14 protein-coding genes are annotated in these 18,014 nt (G+C 68.5%); 5 read left to right on the forward strand and 9 right to left on the reverse strand.

From position 1 onward, the window contains the following. The first annotated feature begins 90 nt into the window (after positions 1–90). Both B3D50_RS15605 and B3D50_RS15610 read left to right on the forward strand, forming a co-directional pair. Positions 91–525, forward strand: a complete 435-nt coding sequence (locus B3D50_RS15605) for a hypothetical protein (protein WP_003166397.1) — start codon at positions 91–93, stop codon at positions 523–525. A gap of 164 nt (positions 526–689) precedes the next feature. Continuing rightward, positions 690–2,054 (forward strand): GGDEF domain-containing protein, encoded by a 1,365-nt coding sequence (locus tag B3D50_RS15610; RefSeq protein ID WP_286952594.1) that lies wholly within the window; start codon positions 690–692, stop codon positions 2,052–2,054. Positions 2,055–2,078: 24 nt separating this feature from the next. Here the strand turns inward: B3D50_RS15610 and gyrB are convergent, their stop codons facing one another. From gyrB to mutM, 8 genes are all read right to left on the reverse strand, one after another. Next, complete coding sequence (gene gyrB, locus B3D50_RS15615) at positions 2,079–4,508, reverse strand: DNA topoisomerase (ATP-hydrolyzing) subunit B (RefSeq protein WP_046652559.1); 2,430 nt, start codon at positions 4,506–4,508, stop codon at positions 2,079–2,081. 136 nt (positions 4,509–4,644) lie between these two features. Beyond that, on the reverse strand, positions 4,645–5,772 hold the full coding sequence (gene recF, locus B3D50_RS15620) for a DNA replication/repair protein RecF (protein WP_286952595.1): 1,128 nt from the start codon (positions 5,770–5,772) through the stop codon (positions 4,645–4,647). 164 nt (positions 5,773–5,936) lie between these two features. Further along, the gene (locus tag B3D50_RS15625) at positions 5,937–6,221 is read right to left on the reverse strand and encodes a GIY-YIG nuclease family protein (protein ID WP_286952596.1); all 285 of its coding nucleotides are present in this window, start codon (positions 6,219–6,221) and stop codon (positions 5,937–5,939) included. Between the two features lie 58 nt (positions 6,222–6,279). Then, positions 6,280–7,398 carry a DNA polymerase III subunit beta gene (gene dnaN / locus B3D50_RS15630; RefSeq protein WP_003166402.1) on the reverse strand — a complete coding sequence of 373 codons (1,119 nt, stop codon included), beginning with the start codon at positions 7,396–7,398 and terminating at the stop codon, positions 6,280–6,282. Between the two features lie 312 nt (positions 7,399–7,710). Beyond that, entirely contained in the window at positions 7,711–9,129 is a 1,419-nt protein-coding gene (gene dnaA / locus B3D50_RS15635) for a chromosomal replication initiator protein DnaA (protein ID WP_286952597.1), read from the reverse strand. Between the two features lie 514 nt (positions 9,130–9,643). Next, on the reverse strand, positions 9,644–9,913 hold the full coding sequence (rpsT, locus tag B3D50_RS15640; RefSeq protein ID WP_040346357.1) for a 30S ribosomal protein S20: 270 nt from the start codon (positions 9,911–9,913) through the stop codon (positions 9,644–9,646). A 165-nt stretch (positions 9,914–10,078) separates the two neighbouring features. Next, positions 10,079–10,864: an enoyl-CoA hydratase gene (locus B3D50_RS15645; RefSeq protein WP_286952598.1), complete on the reverse strand. Its 786-nt coding sequence runs from the start codon at positions 10,862–10,864 to the stop codon at positions 10,079–10,081. Between the two features lie 64 nt (positions 10,865–10,928). Beyond that, positions 10,929–11,792, reverse strand: a complete 864-nt coding sequence (mutM, locus tag B3D50_RS15650; RefSeq protein WP_286952600.1) for a bifunctional DNA-formamidopyrimidine glycosylase/DNA-(apurinic or apyrimidinic site) lyase — start codon at positions 11,790–11,792, stop codon at positions 10,929–10,931. 109 nt (positions 11,793–11,901) lie between these two features. Between mutM and B3D50_RS15655 the strand changes: the two genes are divergently transcribed. After that, positions 11,902–13,950: an OPT family oligopeptide transporter gene (locus tag B3D50_RS15655; protein ID WP_286952601.1), complete on the forward strand. Its 2,049-nt coding sequence runs from the start codon at positions 11,902–11,904 to the stop codon at positions 13,948–13,950. 6 nt (positions 13,951–13,956) lie between these two features. Here the strand turns inward: B3D50_RS15655 and B3D50_RS15660 are convergent, their stop codons facing one another. Further along, positions 13,957–14,856, reverse strand: coding sequence for a LysR substrate-binding domain-containing protein (locus tag B3D50_RS15660; protein ID WP_286952602.1), 900 nt, complete (start codon positions 14,854–14,856; stop codon positions 13,957–13,959). A gap of 63 nt (positions 14,857–14,919) precedes the next feature. Here B3D50_RS15660 and B3D50_RS15665 point away from each other — a divergent pair, with 63 nt between their 5' ends. Both B3D50_RS15665 and typA read left to right on the forward strand, forming a co-directional pair. Continuing rightward, positions 14,920–15,966 (forward strand): YeiH family protein, encoded by a 1,047-nt coding sequence (locus B3D50_RS15665; RefSeq protein WP_269296532.1) that lies wholly within the window; start codon positions 14,920–14,922, stop codon positions 15,964–15,966. Positions 15,967–16,122: 156 nt separating this feature from the next. Further along, entirely contained in the window at positions 16,123–17,955 is a 1,833-nt protein-coding gene (gene typA, locus B3D50_RS15670) for a translational GTPase TypA (RefSeq protein WP_269297170.1), read from the forward strand. Positions 17,956–18,014: the final 59 nt, after the last annotated feature.

Here is an 18,014-nt window from a genome sequence, read left to right on the forward strand (position 1 = left end):
GCGAAACCTCGACCAGGGCGGGCGCACGGCTGGGCCATTGTGTTTTTTCTCCAACAGGAGTGAACTCGGTTCCTTCCTGGGGAGGATGCTATGAAACCAATCGTCATCGCCATAGCCGCCGTCGCCGCTCTGGCCGCTTCACCCGCCCTGGCCGAAAGCTGGCACGTCGTCTCGCGCAGTTCGGCCACGGTCTTCATGCTGGACGTGGATTCCATCACCGAGGGGGACGGCGCACGCACGGCCCTGCTGGCGCGCGTGCCGGCGTCGGGCGCGACCGACGACCTGTCCTATTCCGCCGGCCAGATCAGCATCCGCTGCAGCGCCAACCAGTCCAAGCCGGGCGTGGAGGTTCTCTACGGCCCGGACGGCGCGGAGCAGGAGCGCATCGACGACGGCTACGACTTCGACGCCATCGCCAAGAACTCGCTGGATTCCTACATCAAGGACATGCTCTGCGACGGCCAGCGCAGCACGACCATCTACCCGTCCATCCGCGCCTTCATCGAGGCGGGACGCCCGCGCTAAAGCGGCGGCGCAAGGCGCCCCGCCCCTTGCCGGAGTGGGGTACGGCGTCTATCGGCTCGCCTAGGGGCGCACGCCCCTGGTTCGGGCGGCTCTTGTTCACCCTCAGCGCCTGAGGCGACGCCCAGGCGGCCGAACCTGTAGTGTAAACAGTCAGAGTCGCCGCCTTGCCCAACCCGACGTCCGCCGTGGCCACCCCGTCCTGCGTTCCTGAACCTTTGCTCGATCCGCAAAGCCTGGAGCGTCTGCGCGCGCTGTTGAACGCCAACGCCGACGCCATGGTGGCCGCCTTCTATCAGGTGCTGCTCAACGACCCGGACGCCCAGACCTTCCTGCATCACTCCATCGTCCAGGAGCGTCTCAGCCCGTCCCTGCGTCGATGGCTGATCGACCTGTTCGCCCCGGATCTGGACACGCGCGACGCCGCCTTCATCGCCCGCCAGACCAAGATCGGCGAGGTCCACGCCCGCATCAAGATTCCCATGCATCTGGTCATGGCAGGCGCCGCGGTGCTGAAGGCCCGGCTGGCGGACGACCTGGCCGGCGACGCGGCTGCCTTCGACCTGCTGCGGTTGGCCGGCCAGCGTATCGACCACGCCCTGCGCCTGATGAGCCAGTCCTATGAGAAGGGCGCCAGCAACCGCGCGCGTCTGGACGAAGCTTACCGTCTCTTCTCCCTGGATCAGGACATCCATTTCGAGCGCGAAAGTCAGCGCGCGAGCCTGATGGAGTGGAGCCAGAAGACCCTGTTCCGCATCCTGGCTTCGGGCGGCGTCGACGGGGCGGGCGCCCTGGGCGCCTCGCCGTTCGGCCTGTGGATTCGGCACCGGGCCGACTTCCTGTTCGACGGCTCGCCCCATCTGACGCGGCTGAACGCGACCATGGAGCGGATCGACACGGAGCTGTTGCCGCGCTTCACCCCCGACGCGATCCCGGCCGACCTGGCCGCGCCGCTGAAGGCGCTGGAGGCCGCCGTCGAGGAAGTCGCCTTCCTGCTGAACGAGATGTTCCAGGGGCTGGCGGGCATGGAGGGCGGCCGCGACCCGCTGACCCGCGCCCTGAACCGGCGCTTCCTGTCGTCGATCCTGAGCCGCGAGATCGGCTTCGCCAACGCCAACCACACCCCCCTGTCGGTGCTGCTGCTGGACGTGGACCACTTCAAGCGGATCAACGACACGCACGGCCATCCGGTCGGCGACGAGGTGCTGCGCCAGGTGGCCGAGGCCGTGACCGAGAACGTGCGGCCCAGCGACTTCGTCTTCCGCTACGGCGGCGAGGAGTTCCTGGTGGTCCTGGTCGAAACCAGCCTGCACCAGGCCGCGACCATCGCCGAACGGATGCGCCTGGCCCTGTCCGCCAAGCCGATCGCGGCGGCGGGCCTGCCCCCCTTCAGCATCACGGCCTCGATCGGCGTCGCCGCCCATCAGGGCCACCCGGACGAGAACTATCTGATCAAGGCGGCCGACGACGCCCTCTACCGCGCCAAGCAGAACGGCCGAAACAGGGTCGAGCAGGACCGCCGCGGCGCCTGACGGCGCCGCGCGCAGTCCCCACGATCAGGCGTCGACGGCGGCGTCCAGGGCGTTGTCCTGGATGAACTCGCGGCGCGGCTCGACCACGTCGCCCATCAGCTTGGCGAACAGGTCGTCGGCGTCGTCGCCATGCTCGACCTTCACCTGCAGCAGGGTGCGGGCGTTGGCGTCCAGCGTCGTCTCCCACAGCTGTTCCGGGTTCATCTCGCCCAGGCCCTTGTAGCGCTGGATGGCGATGCCCTTCTTGCCTGCGTCCAGCACCGCCGCCAGCAGGTCCAGCGGGCCGCGGATGGTCGTGGTCTTATCCTTGCGGCGATAGACGGCCGGAGCCGAGAACAGGCCGTCGAAGGCGGCGGCGCGTTCGGCCAGACGGCGGGCGTCCAGCGAGCGGCCCAGCACCTCGTCCAGCACGATGGTCTCGCTGACGGCGCGGCGTACGCGGTTGAAGGCCACCCCGCCCTGGGCGGCCAGTTCGCCGCTCCACGGACCGTCGCCTTCCTCGGCGTAGAGGTTCAGCCGTTCGGCCGCACGCGCGGCGCGGTCGGCCAGCTCGCCGGCGTTCTCGCTGAACAGGCCGGCCAGGGCGCCCTGTTCAATTGCGAAGGCCGGAGCCCGCGTCGCCAGCCGGTCGACCAGCGCCTTGAAGCCCTTGGCCTCGCGCACCAGTTCCTGCAGGTCTCGTCCGGCGCGCACCTCGCCCGAGGCCAGCTCCAGCGCGGCCTCGGCGCTGCCTTCCTCGATCAGATAGGCGTCCATCTCCGCCTGGTCCTTGACGTAGCGGTGCTGCTTGCCCTTGGAGACCTTATAGAGCGGCGGCTGGGCGATGTAGACGTGGCCGCGTTCGATCAGCTCCGGCATCTGACGATAGAAGAAGGTCAGCAGCAGGGTGCGGATGTGGGCGCCGTCGACGTCGGCGTCGGCCATCAGGATGATCTTGTGATAGCGCAGCTTGTCGGCGTTGAAGTCGTCGCGGCCGATGCCGGTGCCCAGCGCCAGGATCAGGGTGCCGATCAGGTCCGACGACAGCATCCGGTCGAAGCGCGCGCGCTCGACGTTCAGGATTTTACCGCGCAGGGGCAGGACGGCCTGGTTCTCGCGGTTGCGCGCCTGCTTGGCCGAGCCGCCGGCGGAGTCGCCCTCGACGATGAAGAGTTCGGACTTGGCCGGATCACGTTCCTGGCAGTCGGCCAGCTTGCCGGGCAGGCTGCTGATTTCCAGCGCCGACTTGCGGCGGGTCAGGTCGCGCGCCTTGCGGGCGGCTTCGCGAGCGGACGCCGCCTCAATGATCTTGGAAACGATCATCTTGGCTTCGACCGGGTGTTCCTCGAACCAGGTCGCCAGACCTTCCGAGCACAGGCTTTCGACCGCCGGCCGCACCTCGGACGAGACCAGCTTGTCCTTGGTCTGCGAGCTGAACTTAGGGTCCGGCACCTTGACCGACAGGACGCAGGTAAGGCCTTCGCGGGCGTCCTCGCCGGTCGGCGCAACCTTCTCCTTCTTGGCCAGGCCCGAGCTCTCGATATAGCTGCCCATGACGCGGGTCAGCGAGGCGCGGAAGGCCGACAGGTGGGTGCCCCCATCCCGCTGCGGGATGTTGTTGGTGAAGCACAGCATGGTCTCGTGGTAGCTGTCGTTCCACCACAGGGCCAGGTCCAGCTCGATGCCGTCCTTCTGGCCGCGAATGACGATGACGTCCTTCAGGATCGGGGTCTTAGACTTATCGAGGTGGCGCACGAAGGCTTCGACGCCGCCCTCATAGTGCAGCATGATCTCGATCGGCTCAGGCCCGCGATGATCCGACAGCTTGATGACCACGCCCGAGTTCAGGAAGGCCAGCTCGCGCAGGCGGTGCTCCAGCGTCTTCAGGTCGAAATCGATGTGGCTGAAGGTCGTGACGGAGGGGAAGAAGGTGACCTCGGTGCCGGTCAGCAGACGGCCCTTGTCCTCGCGCATCGGCGCGTCGCCGACGACGGCCAGCGAGCGCACGGTCTCGCCGCGCTCGAAGCGGACGCTGTGCTTCTTGCCGTCGCGATAGATGACCAGCTCCAGCCAGTCGGACAGGGCGTTGACCACGGACACGCCGACGCCGTGCAGGCCGCCGGACACCTTGTAGGAGTTCTGGTCGAACTTACCGCCGGCGTGCAGCTGGGTCATGATGACCTCGGCGGCGGAAATGCCTTCCTCGGCGTGGATGGCGGTCGGGATGCCCCGCCCGTTGTCGGTCACGGTGACCGAGCCGTCCTCGTTCAGGGTGACCGTCACCAGGTCGGCGTGGCCGGCCAGAGCCTCGTCGATGGCGTTGTCCACCACCTCATAGACCATGTGGTGCAGGCCCGAGCCGTCGTCCGTGTCGCCGATATACATGCCGGGGCGCTTGCGCACCGCGTCCAGGCCTTTGAGAACCTTGATGGAATCGGCGCCGTACTCAGGCGAGGGAGCAGTCTGTTCGGTCATGAAAACGTCGGCTCAGGGTCCGTGGACGGACAGGGAAGAGGCGGCCCTACGGCCGCCCGTCTCGGGGGCGCAAATCAGCGCGTCCCGAAGTCCTCGATATATAGGAAATTTGACGGGAAAAGCGAGCCTTTAAGCCCTAGGCGGACAGGCCGCCGCCTTCCACCGCCACGAACTGCGCGCGTCCCTCCAGCGCCGCGAACAGCGGGCGCTCGGTGCCCGTCATGAAGGCCTGCAGCTTCAGGGCCTCGATCTCGTCGAACAGGGCGGCGCGGCGGGCTTCGTCCAGGTGGGCGGGCGCCTCGTCCAGCAGCAAAACGGGCTGTGCGGGCTGATCCGCCAGACGCGCCACCTGGGCCAGGATCAGGTTCAGCACCAGGGCCTTCTGCTCGCCGGACGAGCCCTCGGCGGCGGGCCGGTTCTTCTCGCGGTGCAGCGCCGTCAGGTCCGAGCGGTGCGGCCCGAACAGGCTGCGCCCCGCCGCCGCGTCGCGGGCGCGGGCGCGCATCAAGCCCTCGCCCAGCGCCTCGACGATGTCGGCCTCGTCTGCCCCGGCCGCCGCCATCTCCTCGGCCGGACCGGCCAGCCCCAGATCGGCCTGCGGGAAGGGGCGGTCGGCGCGAGCGTCGATCCCGGCCTGAAGCGCCTTCAGCGCCCCAGCGCGCGCCATAGCCGCCCGCGCCCCGCTCTCGGCCAACCGGGCCTCCAGCGCGTCCAGCCACAGAGGATCGGCCGGGCGCGTCTCGTCAGTCAGCAGCCGCAACCGCTCGCGCAGGGCCTTTTCATAGGTGGAGACGACAGCCGCATGATCGGGATGGGCGGCGAAAACCAGCCGGTCGAAGAACCGCAGCCGCTCGGCCCGCGCGTCCGAGAACAGCCGATCCTGCTCGGGCGTGGCCCAGACCGGGCGCAGATGATCCAGCAGCCGTCCCGGCGGCGCCGTCTCGCCGTCGATGCGCACGATGCGCCGCGCCGACGGCCCCATGGTCTGGACGCCGGTGCCCAGGCGGAGCTCGTCGCCGTCCGCGCCCCGCAGCGTCGCCGCCACGGCCCACGGCCGTCCGACCGCCTCGCCCGGCTCGCGCCGTCCCATCTCGGCCGCCGTCGCCCCACGCAGCCCCTTGCCGGGGGTCAGCAGGCTGACGGCTTCCAGAAGGTTGGTCTTGCCCGCCCCATTCGGTCCATGTAGCACGACGGTTCCGCCGGAAACCGGCAGGGTCGCGCCCGCATAGGAGCGGAAGTCGGTGAGGGCGAGGGAGATGATCATGCGTTGATCAGCAGATACACCGATTTGGCGTAGAGGCGCTGAAGAAGAAACCGCTCACCCCGGCGGACGCCGGGGCCCAGTGCGAAGCACGCTCTGCGCGTTTGAAGCCAAAGGACTGGATCCCGGCGTCCGCCCGGATGAGCGGGGTATAGGTTCAGCACAGATCAAAGCAGCGTCGGCAGCAGATCATCCCAAGCCGGATTCATCCGCTCGATCAGGTCCAGCTTCCATTCACGGCGCCATTCCTTGATCTGGCGCTCACGGCGAAAGGCCTCGTCGCGCGTGCCGTGGTGCTCATACCAGACGAGGCGGGAGACATCATATCTCGCCGTGAAACCGCCGCGCAGCTTCTCGCGATGCTCGACGACCCGCTTCAGCAGATCGTCGGTGGAGCCGGTGTAAAGCGTGCCGTTGCGGCGCCCCGCCAGGATGTAGGTGTAGAAATACATCCAACCTCCCGGCGCGGCCCTCACTGGACCCCGGCGTCCGCCGGGGTGAGCGGCGTGGTTACACCCGCAGCGGCATCAGCACGTACTGCACGCCCACGTCGGCCGGGTCGAGCACCAGGGTCGGGCTGGCCGGGTCGGCGAACTTGAAGTGGGCCGTCTCGCCGGTGATCTGGCCGGCGACGTCCAGCAGGTAGCGGGCGTTGAAGCCGATTTCGAACGGTTCGTCGGAATAGCCGATCTCGACCTCTTCCTCGGCCTGGCCGGCTTCCATGTTGCGGACGGTCAGCTTCACCCGGTCGTTGTCGAAGGCCAGCTTCACCGAGCGGCTCTTTTCGGCCGAGATGGTGGCCACCCGGTCGACCGCCTTGGCGAACAGGCTGTTGTCGATGTCGGCCTGCTTGTCGTTGCCCTTGGGAATGACGCGCAGATAGTCGGGGAAGGCGCCGTCGATGACCTTGGAGGTCAGGCTGGCCTCGCCGAACTCGAAGCGGATCTTCTGGGCCGAGACCTGGACCTCGACAGGGCCGGCGCCGTCGTCCAGCAGGCGGCGGACCTGATCCACTGTCTTGCGCGGCACGATGACGCCGGGGCCGCCCGCCGCGCCTTCCGGCGCCGGCGTCTCGGCCAGGGCCAGGCGGTGGCCGTCGGTGGCCACGGCGCGCAGCAGCGGAATGCCGCCGTCGGCCACGGTGTGCAGATAAAGGCCGTTCAGATAGTAGCGCGTCTCTTCGGTCGAGACGGCGAAGCGCGTCTTGTCGATCAGGCGGGCCAGGTCTTCCTTGGGCAGGGTGTAGCGCGCGCCCGAAGCCTCGGTCGACATGACCGGGAAATCGCCCGCCGGCAGCACCGGCAGGTTGAAGCGCGAGCGGCCCGCCGCCACCACCAGACGCGGATCGTCGCCCGAATAGGTCAGCGACACCTCGGCGCCGTCCGGCAGCTTGCGCACGATCTCATACAGGGTGTGGGCCGGGGCGGTGATCTGGCCCTCGACGTTCACCTGGGCCTCGGCCTCGTCGACCATCTCCATGTCCAGGTCGGTGGCGGCGAACGACAGGCGGTCGCGCCCGGCGCTCAGCAACACGTTGGACAGGATCGGAATGGTGTTGCGACGCTCGACCACGCTCTGGACGTGCCCCAGGGCCCGAAGAAGCGCGGATCGTTCGATGGTCAGCTGCATTTGGTCTCGCCCGGTCGCGACCCCGCCGAAGCAGCGTCGCCGTAAATATGGGCAGGAACACTAGCGCATTGAGCGCGGGGGGCAACGGGCAGAGGCGCCTACAAGCCGTCTGCCCCCGATTTCCACAGGCTGGATCCTCTTTCCGTCATTCTCCGGCAAGCCGCGGAGCGGCGCAGACCGGGGAACCCAGCGGCGCGCGTCAGCGCGAAAGACGCGCGCACGACGCTTGCGGCGAAGATCGCCGTCGGCGCCGCTGGATCCTCCGGTCAAGCCGGAGGATGACGAAAGAAAGAGGCTGCGATGCTGCTGGGTTTACCCGCGCAGCTTGCGCGTGAGGGCTTCCACGTCGCGGGCGATCTGGTCGTCCTTGGGCATCAGCTCCTCGATCTTGCGGACTCCGTGCAGGACGGTGGTGTGGTCGCGCCCGCCGAAGCGGCGGCCGATGTCGGGATAGGAGCGGGTCGTGTGCTGCTTGCACAGATACATGGCGACCTGACGCGGGCGGGCGATGGCGCGGGTGCGGCGCTCGCTCAGCAGGTCGGCCTGCTTGAGGTTGAAGTGCTCGGCCACCGTCTTCTGGATCTCGTCCACGGTGATGCGGCGCTCGGGGCCCGTGCGCAGGGCGGCGCCCAGCAGGGACTGGACCTCGTCCACCGTCAGGGCCGACAGACGGCTTCCGGCGACGGCGGCCAGGGTGTTCACGGCGCCTTCCAGCTCACGCATGGAGCCGGGGGTGCGGTCGATCAGATGCTCCAGCACGTCGGCGCGGGCCTCGCCCGAGACGACGCCCAGCTGGGCCAGGGCGTTCAGACGCGACTGGGCCACGGCGACCTTCAGGTCGCGGTCGGCCGCCTCGACCGGGCAGGTCAGGCCCGCGGCCAGGTGGCTGCGCAGGCGCGGCTCAACGTCGGTCAGGGCCATGGGCGCGCGGTCGGCCGACAGGACGATGCGCTTGCCGTCCTCGATCAGGGCCGTGAGGGTGTTCAGCAGCTCTTCCTGGGTGCTCGTCTTGCCGCCGACGAACTGGACGTCGTCCAGCAGCAGCATGTCGGCGGAGCGTAGGCTTTCCTTGAAGGCGGCGGTCGAGCGGTCCTGCATGGCGCGCACGAAGGTCGACAGGAAGCGTTCGGCGGTCAGATAGACCACCTTGGCGTCCGGCCGCAGGCGCTGGGCCTCCCAGGCGATGGCGTTCAGCAGGTGCGTCTTGCCGTAGCCATAGGGGCCGCAGAAGAAGACGGGGTTGAAGTGGCCGTCAGCCCAGGTCGCCACCTGCTTGGCGATAGCCAGGGCGAAGGCGTTGCCGTGGCCCTCGACGAAGCTGTCGAAGGTTAGGCGCTCCTGCAGGCCGGCGGCGCGCACGGCGCGGGCGCCGTCGGTCGCCGCCGCGAAGGCGGGCGCGGCAGCGGCCGGAGCGGCCGGGGCGGGGCTGATCGAGGCCAGGCGCGGGGCGTCGCGCAGGCCCGACGGCGGCGCCGACCCCATCTCGGCGCGGCAGCGCACCTCCAGACGACGCGACAGGCCGTCCAGGCCCAGCCACAGCTCGTTCATGCGACGCAGGGCGTTCTTGCGCACCCAGTCGCGCGCATAAGCGGTCGGCGTCACCAGGATCAGATTGCCCTGGGAGTCCACGCGCACCGCAGAGGGCGCGATATAGCTGCTGAAGGGTCCGTCCCCGATCTCAGCCTTCAGGCGGTCCGCCGCCTCGGTCCAGATACGGTTGGGATCCGTCATTCCCGCCATCACCGCGCCCCCGATCATTCAGAACACCCGCCACAAGAGTTATCACCGACGAACGCCCTTCGAGACGCCACGTCCGGGGACGACTTCTCTCGCCTCGCGAAGCGGGGCTTCGCAAGCGGGGTCGTACTCACAGACAGACATCTCGCGCCAAGGGAAACCATTGATTTCCCTCGTCTTCATCCCAACAGGACGGAAGCGCGTTACCCCTTCAACTTACCCCCGGCGCGGCGGAGATCAACGCTGATTCGAGTCGAGATTCGCACTTAAATTGATTGACTCCGGCAAACCTCGGCAGGGCTTGGGAAAATGGCGATTTCGCCTCAATCGAGAACCCGAATCCGTAAGCGCGACTTAGGAGCAGACAGCAAGACGGCGAGGGAGCTTGCGCTTCCTCGCCGTTGAAATTCTTACATTCTTTTACGAAATGCCTGTTACAGGCCCTCCGTAGCCGTCACATTGCGCCGTTTGACGAAGCCGTGAAGACCTGTCCGAGCGCCCTGTGAAATCAGGCGGCCGACAGCTTCTTCAGCTGGGCGGCCAGACGGCTGACCTTGCGCGAGCCGGTGTTCTTGTGAACCACGCCCTTCGACACGGCGCGCATCAGTTCCGACTGGGCGGTGATGAAGGCGGCCTTGGCGGCTTCGACGTCGCCGCCCGTCAGGGCTTCCTGGAACTTGCGCAGGTAGGTGCGCACGCGGGTGCGGCGGGCCTTGTTCACTTCGGTCCGCGCTTCGATCTTGCGGATCGCCTTGCGGGCGCCTGCATTGTTGGCCATCGGGTAAAAACCTTCGAACGAAAACGCCGCAAACCACACGTCCACGGCGAGAAAATCTCAAGAGCGGGCGGCTATAGCGGAAAGCCCCCGAACGGTCAACGCGATCGGCGGGAATTGAGTCGGGGCCGGGGTTTGCGCCCCGCAGCGTCCGGCCCCGATGCGGATTCAGCGACCCGTGAAAGCCGGTTTGCGCTTCTCGACGAAGGCGGCCATGCCTTCCTTCTGATCGTCGAAGGCGAACAGGGAGTGGAACAGGCGGCGCTCGAACACCACCCCTTGCGCCAGGGTCGTCTCGAAGGCGGCGTTGACCAGCTCCTTATTGGCCATGACGGCCAGGATCGACTGGCCGGCGATCTTGGCGGCGGCGGCGCGCGCCTCGTCCAGCAGGGCGTCCGACGCCACCACGCGCGAGACCAGACCGGCGCGCTCGGCCTCGGCGGCGTCCATCATCCGCCCGGTCAGGCACATGTCCATCGCCTTGGCCTTGCCCACGGCGCGGGTCAGGCGCTGCGAGCCGCCGATGCCGGGAGCTACGCCCAGGTTGATCTCGGGCTGGCCGAACTTGGCCGTGTCCGAGGCGATGATGAAGTCGCACAGCATGGCCAGCTCGCAGCCGCCGCCCAGGGCATAGCCCGACACCGCCGCGATGATCGGCTTGCGGAAACTGGCCACCCGGTCGTGGGCGCGGGCGAAGAAGTTGCCGCGATACATGTCGGCATAGGCCTGATCCGCCATCTCCTTGATGTCGGCGCCCGCCGCGAAAGCCTTAGCCGAGCCGGTCAGGACCACGCAGCGCACGCTGTCGTCGTCCGCCACGCTCTCCAGGAAGTCGCCCAGTTCGCCGGTCAGGGTGGTGTTCAGCGCGTTCAGCGCCTCAGGCCGGTTCAGGGTGACGACCGCATAGCCGTCCGCGTGGCGTTCGATCAGCAGGGTGGAATAGGCGTCGGCCATCAGGCGCTCCTCTCAACTCGTTCGGGGCAGGTCTAGCGCCTCGGGCGGCTCACAGGAACACCCCTCATCCCTTCTGACAGAGCGGGCAGAAGAAGGTCGAGCGGCCGCCCTGCACGATGCGCTTCACCACGCCGCGACAGCCCTCGGTGCGGCACGGCTCATGCTCGCGGCCGTAGACGTCGAAGCGGTGCTGGAAATAGCCCTGGCCGCCCTCGACGTTGGCGAAGTCCTTCAGGGTCGAACCGCCCGCCGCGATGGCGTCGCCCAGCACATTGCGGACCTCCGCCGCCAGACGCTCCAGCCGGGGACGGCTGATCTCGCCCGCCGCCGCCAGGGGCGAGATGCGCGCCCGGTACAGGGCCTCGCACACATAGATATTGCCCAGACCGGCCACGATGCTCTGGTCCAGCAGACTGACCTTGATGTTCTGCGCCTTGCCCGCGAAAGCCTCGGCCAGATGCGCGCCCGAGAAGGCGTTGCCCAGAGGCTCCGGCCCCAGCTTGGCGAACCAGGCGTGCCCCTCGACCGCCTCGGTCGGGATCAGGCCCATGAAGCCGAAGCGCCGCGCATCGGCATAGCCCAGCCGCGTCAGCGCCCCGCCCCGGTCGGCCGTCAGGCTCATATGTTCATGCTTGCCGACGACGGGGGCGTCCGTCTCGAACACGCCGGGGGCGACGCCCTCCAGGGTGAATCGGCCGGTCATGCCCAGGTGCGTCACCCAGGTCTCGCCGGTCGACAAGGGGAACAGCAGATACTTCGCGCGCCGCTCCAGCCGCAGCACCGTCGCCCCTTCCAGCCGCTCGATGAAGCGCTCGGGGAAAGGAAAGCGCAGGTCCGGCCGGTTCTGGCGCAGCGCGGTCAGGCGCGCGCCCTCCAGCACGGGCTCCAGGCCGCGACGGACGGTTTCGACTTCAGGCAATTCGGGCATGGAGAGAAGCTAGTCCTTCTCCCGCAAGGGGAGAAGGATAAGAACGCGGCCCGTTGTCATGGCCGCGCTTTCAGGGTTACCTCCCGCGCGACAACGGAAAGAACCCCGCATGACGGACAAACCCGCCGGAACCGGCAAACGCATCGAACTGACGATCCGCGCCCTGATCCTGGGCTGCTTGCTGGCGGCGGTCTTCACGGCGGCCAACACCTATCTGGGGCTGAAGGTCGGCCTGACCTTCGCCTCGGCCATTCCGGCGGCGGTCATCTCCATGGCCCTGCTGCGGGCGTTCCGCGGCTCGACCATCTGGGAGAATATGACCGTCCAGACCGTCGCCTCGGTCGGCGGCGCCATGAGTTCGATCATCTTCGTCCTGCCCGGTCTGGTCATGATCGGCTGGTGGATGAACTTCCCCTTCTGGGAGTCGGTGATGATCTGCATCCTGGGCGGCGTCCTGGGCGTGACCTTCTCCATTCCCCTGCGCCGCACCCTGGTCGTCCAGGGCGGCCTGCCCTACCCCGAGGGCGTCGCCGCCGCCGAGGTGCTGAAGGTCGGTTCGCCCGGCGCGGACCAGACCGAAGAGGCCGTGCGCGAGAACAAGTCCGGCCTGTTCGTGGTCATCGGCGGCGCCATCGCCTCGGCCTTCTTCGGCTTCCTGGCCTCGGCCCGCGTCTTCGCCCATGAGACCACCGCCTTCCTGCGCCTTCCGGCAGCCATGGGCGGCGGAGCGACCGGCGTCGGTTTCTCCATGCAGTTCGCCCTTCTGGGCGCCGGCCACCTGATCGGTCTGGCGGTCGGCCTGACCCAGCTGTTCGGCCTAGTCCTGGCCTGGCTGATTTTCGTGCCCATCCTGACCTCGCCGGAGTTCGTCGCCTGGGCGACCGCAAACGGCGTGCCGTCCATCGCCGCGACCGTGCCGGCCGACGGCGGGGCCGAGGGCCTGGCCATGACCGTGTGGGCGCGCGAAGTCCGCTTCATCGGCGCCGGCGTCATTGGCGTGGCCGCCCTGTGGACCCTGGCCAAGCTGGCCAAACCGCTGATCGCCGGCCTGGCCTCGGCCGTCTCGGCCCAGTCGCGCCGCGCCCACGGCGAGGCGCTGGAGCTGACTGAACAGGACATCCCCATCAAGATCGTCGGCCTGCTGTCGGTCGCCGCCCTGGTCGGCATCGCCGTGCTTCTGGCTGTCGTCGCCCAGGGCACCGCCCTGGCAGGTTCGGCCCCGCTGCTGGTGATCGGCGGCCTGGTCTATGTGGTGGTCATCGGCTTCGCGGTGGCGGCCATCTGCGGCTATATGGCGGGTCTGATCGGCTCGTCGAACAGCCCGGTGTCAGGCGTCGGCATCCTGGCCATCATCATCGCCTCCCTGCTGATGCTGGGCGTGCTGGCCATCGCCGGGGTTCCGGCCGATCCGTCGGTGATCGCCTTCGCCCTGATCGTCACCGCCATCGTCTTCGCCGTGGCCGTCATCTCGAACGACAACCTGCAGGATCTGAAGACTGGCCAGCTGGTCGAGGCCACGCCCTGGCGTCAGCAGACGGCCCTGCTGGTCGGCGTGGTCGCCGGGGCCCTGGTCATCCCCTTCGTGCTGGACATGATGAACCAGGCCTTCGGCTTCGAAGGCGGCCCGCCCGCCATCGTCCAGGGCTCCCAGACCCTGGCCGCGCCCCAGGCGACCCTAATCTCGGCCCTGGCCAAGGGAGTCATCAGCGGCGACCTGCGCTGGGATCTGATCGGCATCGGCGCGGTGGTCGGCGTTCTGGTCATCATCCTGGACGTCATCCTGCGCCGCGCCACCAAGGACCGGATCAAGCTGCCGCCGCTGGCTGCGGGCATCGGCGTCTATCTGCCCGCCGCCGTCACCACCATGCTGGTCATCGGCGCGGTCTGCGGCTGGCTGTACGACCGGGCGGTCAAGTCGACCCGCTACGCCGATGTGGCCCGCCGCATGGGCGTACTGCTGGCGTCCGGCCTGATCGTGGGCGAGAGCCTGTTCGGCGTCTTCACCGCCGCCGTTATCGTCGGCACCAAGAAGGAGGCGCCCTTCGCCCTGCTGCCCGCCGACAGCGGCTGGCCCGCCATGTGGGCCGGGCTGATCGCCTTCGCCGTCCTGACCTACGCCCTCTACGCCTGGGTGCGCCGCCGTTCGGCTCAGGTCTAAGTCCGGCTAGAGGGCGGCGGCGAAGGCCTCCGCCGCCCGGCTGGCGCTGCGCTCGCGGTGGCGCAGCCGATAGAAGGGCCGCTCGGGCAGTTCGAGCGGCAGACGAACCAGCCGCCCCGCCTCGATCAGGGGCCGGGCGGCCAGTTCCGAGATCGCCGTGACCAGGCCGCCCCCTGCGCTGGCCGCCACCGCCGTCAGGATGGCCTCATTGGACGGCAGCACCAGCGCCGTCTTCAGGTCAGAAGCGTCCATGCCGCGCGGCAGCGCCGCCTCGAACTCGCTGCGGGTGCCCGAGCCCGCCTCACGCAGGGCCCAGTCCAGCGCCTTCAGCTCCGTCGCTCCCAACATTCGCTCCCGATCCGCCAGCGGATGTCCCGGCGCCGCCACCACGATCAGCCGGTCGGCGGCGATCCGCGTCCGCTCCAGCCGAGGGGCGTCCTCGGCGCCCTCGATCAGACCCAGCTCCGCCTCCCCCGCCAGGACTGCCTCGACCACCTGATGGGTGTTGCCGATCGACAGGCGCAGCTCGATGCCCGGATGGCTCTGGGCGAAGGCCGCCATGCGCGGCGGCAGCCAGTAGGCGGCGATGGTCTGACTGGCGAACAGCCGCACCGAGCCGCGCTTCAGCCCCGCCAGTTCATCCAGCAGCCGTTCGGCCGCCTCGGCCCGCGCCAGCACCGCCCTGGCCTCCGGCAGAAAGGCTGTTCCCGCCGCGTTCAGGGCCAGGCCGCGCCCGACCCGGTCGAACAGCCGCGCCCCGTGCCGCGTCTCCAGCGCATTGACCGCCGCGCTGACCGCCGACTGGGTCAGATGCAGCGCCTCGGCCGCCCGCGTCATGTGCAGGCGCTCGGCCACGGCGACGAAGATGCGCAGCTGTTCCAGCGTCATACGCCATTGATCGATCATGTTGATCGTTAAGTCCATAACTACGCGTTGGATCGATCGGAGAGCGGAGCGGATAAGAGCCGCATGACCGTCGTCCTCGATCCTGCCGCTCCTTCTCGTCGCCTGACGGGCCTGGCGCGCTTGTTGCCCGGGGTGGCGCTGTCGGCTGCCATCGGCGCCGTCGCCTATGGATTGCAGATCGTCGAAACCCGACTGTTCGAGCATCCGTGGATCGAGGGGCTGGTTCTGGCCATCCTGATCGGAGCGGGCCTGCGTCTGGCGTGGACGCCCTCGTCGTTGTGGACGCCGGGGATCAGCTTCAGCGCCAAGACCCTGCTGGAGGTCGCCGTGGCCCTGCTGGGCGCGACCGTTTCGGGCGCGGCGGTGGCGGCGCTGGGGCCGTGGCTGCTTCTGGCCATCGTCGGCGTGGTCGCCGCGGCCATTGTCGGCGGCTATGCGCTGGGGCGGGCGTTCGGCCTGCCGCACGCCATGGCCCTGCTGGTCGCCTGCGGCAACGCCATCTGCGGCAACTCGGCCATCGCCGCCGTAGCCCCCGTCATCGAAGCGGAGGGAGAAGACGTGGCCGCCGCCATCGGCTTCACCGCCGTTCTGGGCGTCGCCGTGGTGCTGCTGGTTCCCGTGGTCGGGGCCATGATGGGCTATGACGCCACGCGCGTCGGAGTGCTGGCCGGCCTGACCGTCTACGCCGTGCCTCAGGTGCTGGCCGCCGCCGCCCCCGCCGGCCTGGCCGCTGTCCAGACGGGCGCCGTGGTCAAGCTGGTGCGCGTGTTGATGCTGGGGCCGGTCTGTCTGGTCCTGGGCCTGATGCGCTCGAAACAGAGCGAAGCCGGGCGCGGACCCAGGCTGCACCAGATGGCCCCCTGGTTCATCCTGGTCTTCCTGGCCCTGATGACCGTCCGTTCGCTGGGCTGGCTGCCCGAGGCGGTCCTGCCGCCGCTGCAGGTATCGGTCTCGGCGCTGACGCTGATCGCGATGGCGGCGCTGGGGCTGATGGTCGATCCGCGCGCCGTGGTTCGCGCCGGGCCGCGCGTCGCCGCCGTCGCCGCCCTGTCGGCCCTGCTGATCGGCCTGCTGGCGCTGGCGGTGATAGCCTTCCTGCCGCTGGGCTGAAACCTGACGACGCCCGCCTGCTGAACGCGATCACGCACTGGACTGGCGTTTTGGCCCGCATCCCTGTAAGAGGCGCGCCGAACCCTTCCCTTCTCTGCAATCTTCTTGCAGCGGCGCGGCCCTTCCGTGACCGAACACAGTCCGCCCGAGCCCGAAATGAACCTGCGCAACATCGCTATCATCGCCCACGTTGACCACGGCAAGACGACCATGGTTGACGCCCTGCTCGCCCAGTCGGGCCTGTTCCGCGCCAATGAGGCGACCACGGAACGCGCCATGGACTCCAACGATCAGGAGCGCGAACGCGGCATCACCATCCTGGCCAAGTGCACCTCGATCCTGTGGAACGGCAAGGCCGGCGAGACCCGCATCAACATCATCGACACGCCGGGCCACGCCGACTTCGGCGGCGAGGTCGAGCGCATCCTGGGCATGGTGGACGGCTGCGTCCTGCTGGTCGACGCCGAAGAAGGCGTCATGCCCCAGACCAAGTTCGTGCTGACCAAGGCGCTGAAGATGGGCCTGCGTCCCATCCTGTGCATCAACAAGGTCGACCGCGCCCACGCCGACCCGGACCGCGTGCTGAACGAGACCTTCGACCTGTTCGCCGCCCTGGGCGCCACGGACGAACAACTGGACTTCCCGGTCATCTACGCCTCGGGCCGTTCGGGCTGGGCGACGCTGGACCTGGCCCAGCCGAACGACAACCTGCACCCGCTGTACGATCTGATCGTCGAGCACGTCCCGGCGCCGGCCGCACAGGATCGCGTCAACGAGCCGTTCCAGATCCTGAACGTGCTGATCGAAAGCGATCCCTTCCTGGGCCGCCTGCTGACCGGCCGCATCCACTCGGGCAAGGCGGTTCCGGGCATGGCCATCAAGGCCATGTCGCGCGACGGCAAGACCATCGAGCAGGGCCGCATCACCAAGGTTCTGGCCTTCCGCGGCCTGAAGCGCCAGCCGGTCGACGAGGGCGCCGAGGCGGGCGACATCGTCGCCATCGCCGGCATGTCCAAGGCCACCGTGGCGGACACCCTGTGCGCCCTGGAAGTGACCGACGCCCTGGACGCCCTGCCGATCGACCCGCCGACCATCTCGATGACCGTGGGCGTGAACGACAGCCCCCTGGCTGGTCGCGAAGGCGACAAGGTGCAGTCGCGCGTCATCCGCGACCGCCTGCTGAAGGAAGCCGAGGCCAACGTCGCCATCCGCATCACCGAGACGCCGGGCTCGGACGCCTATGAAGTCGCCGGTCGCGGCGAACTGCAACTGGGCGTGCTGATCGAAAACATGCGCCGCGAGGGCTTCGAACTGTCGATCAGCCGTCCGCGCGTGGTCTATCAGACCGGCGAGAACGGCGAACGCATGGAGCCGATCGAAGACGTGGTCATCGACGTCGACGACGAATTCTCGGGCGTGGTCATCGAGAAGCTGTCGGCCCGCAAGGCCGAGCTGACCGACATGGGCCCCTCGGGCGCCGGCAAGACCCGCATCCAGCTGAAGTGCCCGTCGCGCTCGCTGATCGGCTATCAGGGCGAGTTCCTGACCGACACGCGCGGCTCGGGCGTGCTGAACCGCGTCTTCAGCCACTATGAAGGCCACAAGGGCGCCATCGAAGGCCGCCTGAAGGGCGTGCTGGTGTCGAACTCGGACGGCGACACGGCGGCCTACGCCCTGTGGAACCTGGAAGAGCGCGGCGTCATGTTCGTCGGCGCCGGCGAGAAGACCTATCAGGGCATGATCATCGGCGAAAACAGCCGCTCCGACGACCTGGACGTCAACCCGATCAAGGGCAAGCAGCTGACCAACGTCCGCGCCTCGGGCAAGGACGAGGCCGTGCGCCTGACCCCGCCGCGCAAGATGAGCCTGGAACAGGCCATCGCCTATATCGAGGAAGACGAACTGGTCGAGGTCACGCCCAAGTCGATCCGCCTGCGTAAGGAAGTCCTGAACCCCTCCTTCCGCAAGAAGCGCGTCCGCGCCGACTGATCCCGGCGACCCGCCGAAACGAAGAAGGCGGCCCCTGCGGGCCGCCTTTTTTGCGCCTG

It is taken from the genome of Brevundimonas sp. UBA7507, from assembly GCF_002478355.1.
GTDB classification, from domain to species: Bacteria; Pseudomonadota; Alphaproteobacteria; order Caulobacterales; family Caulobacteraceae; genus Brevundimonas; species Brevundimonas diminuta_D.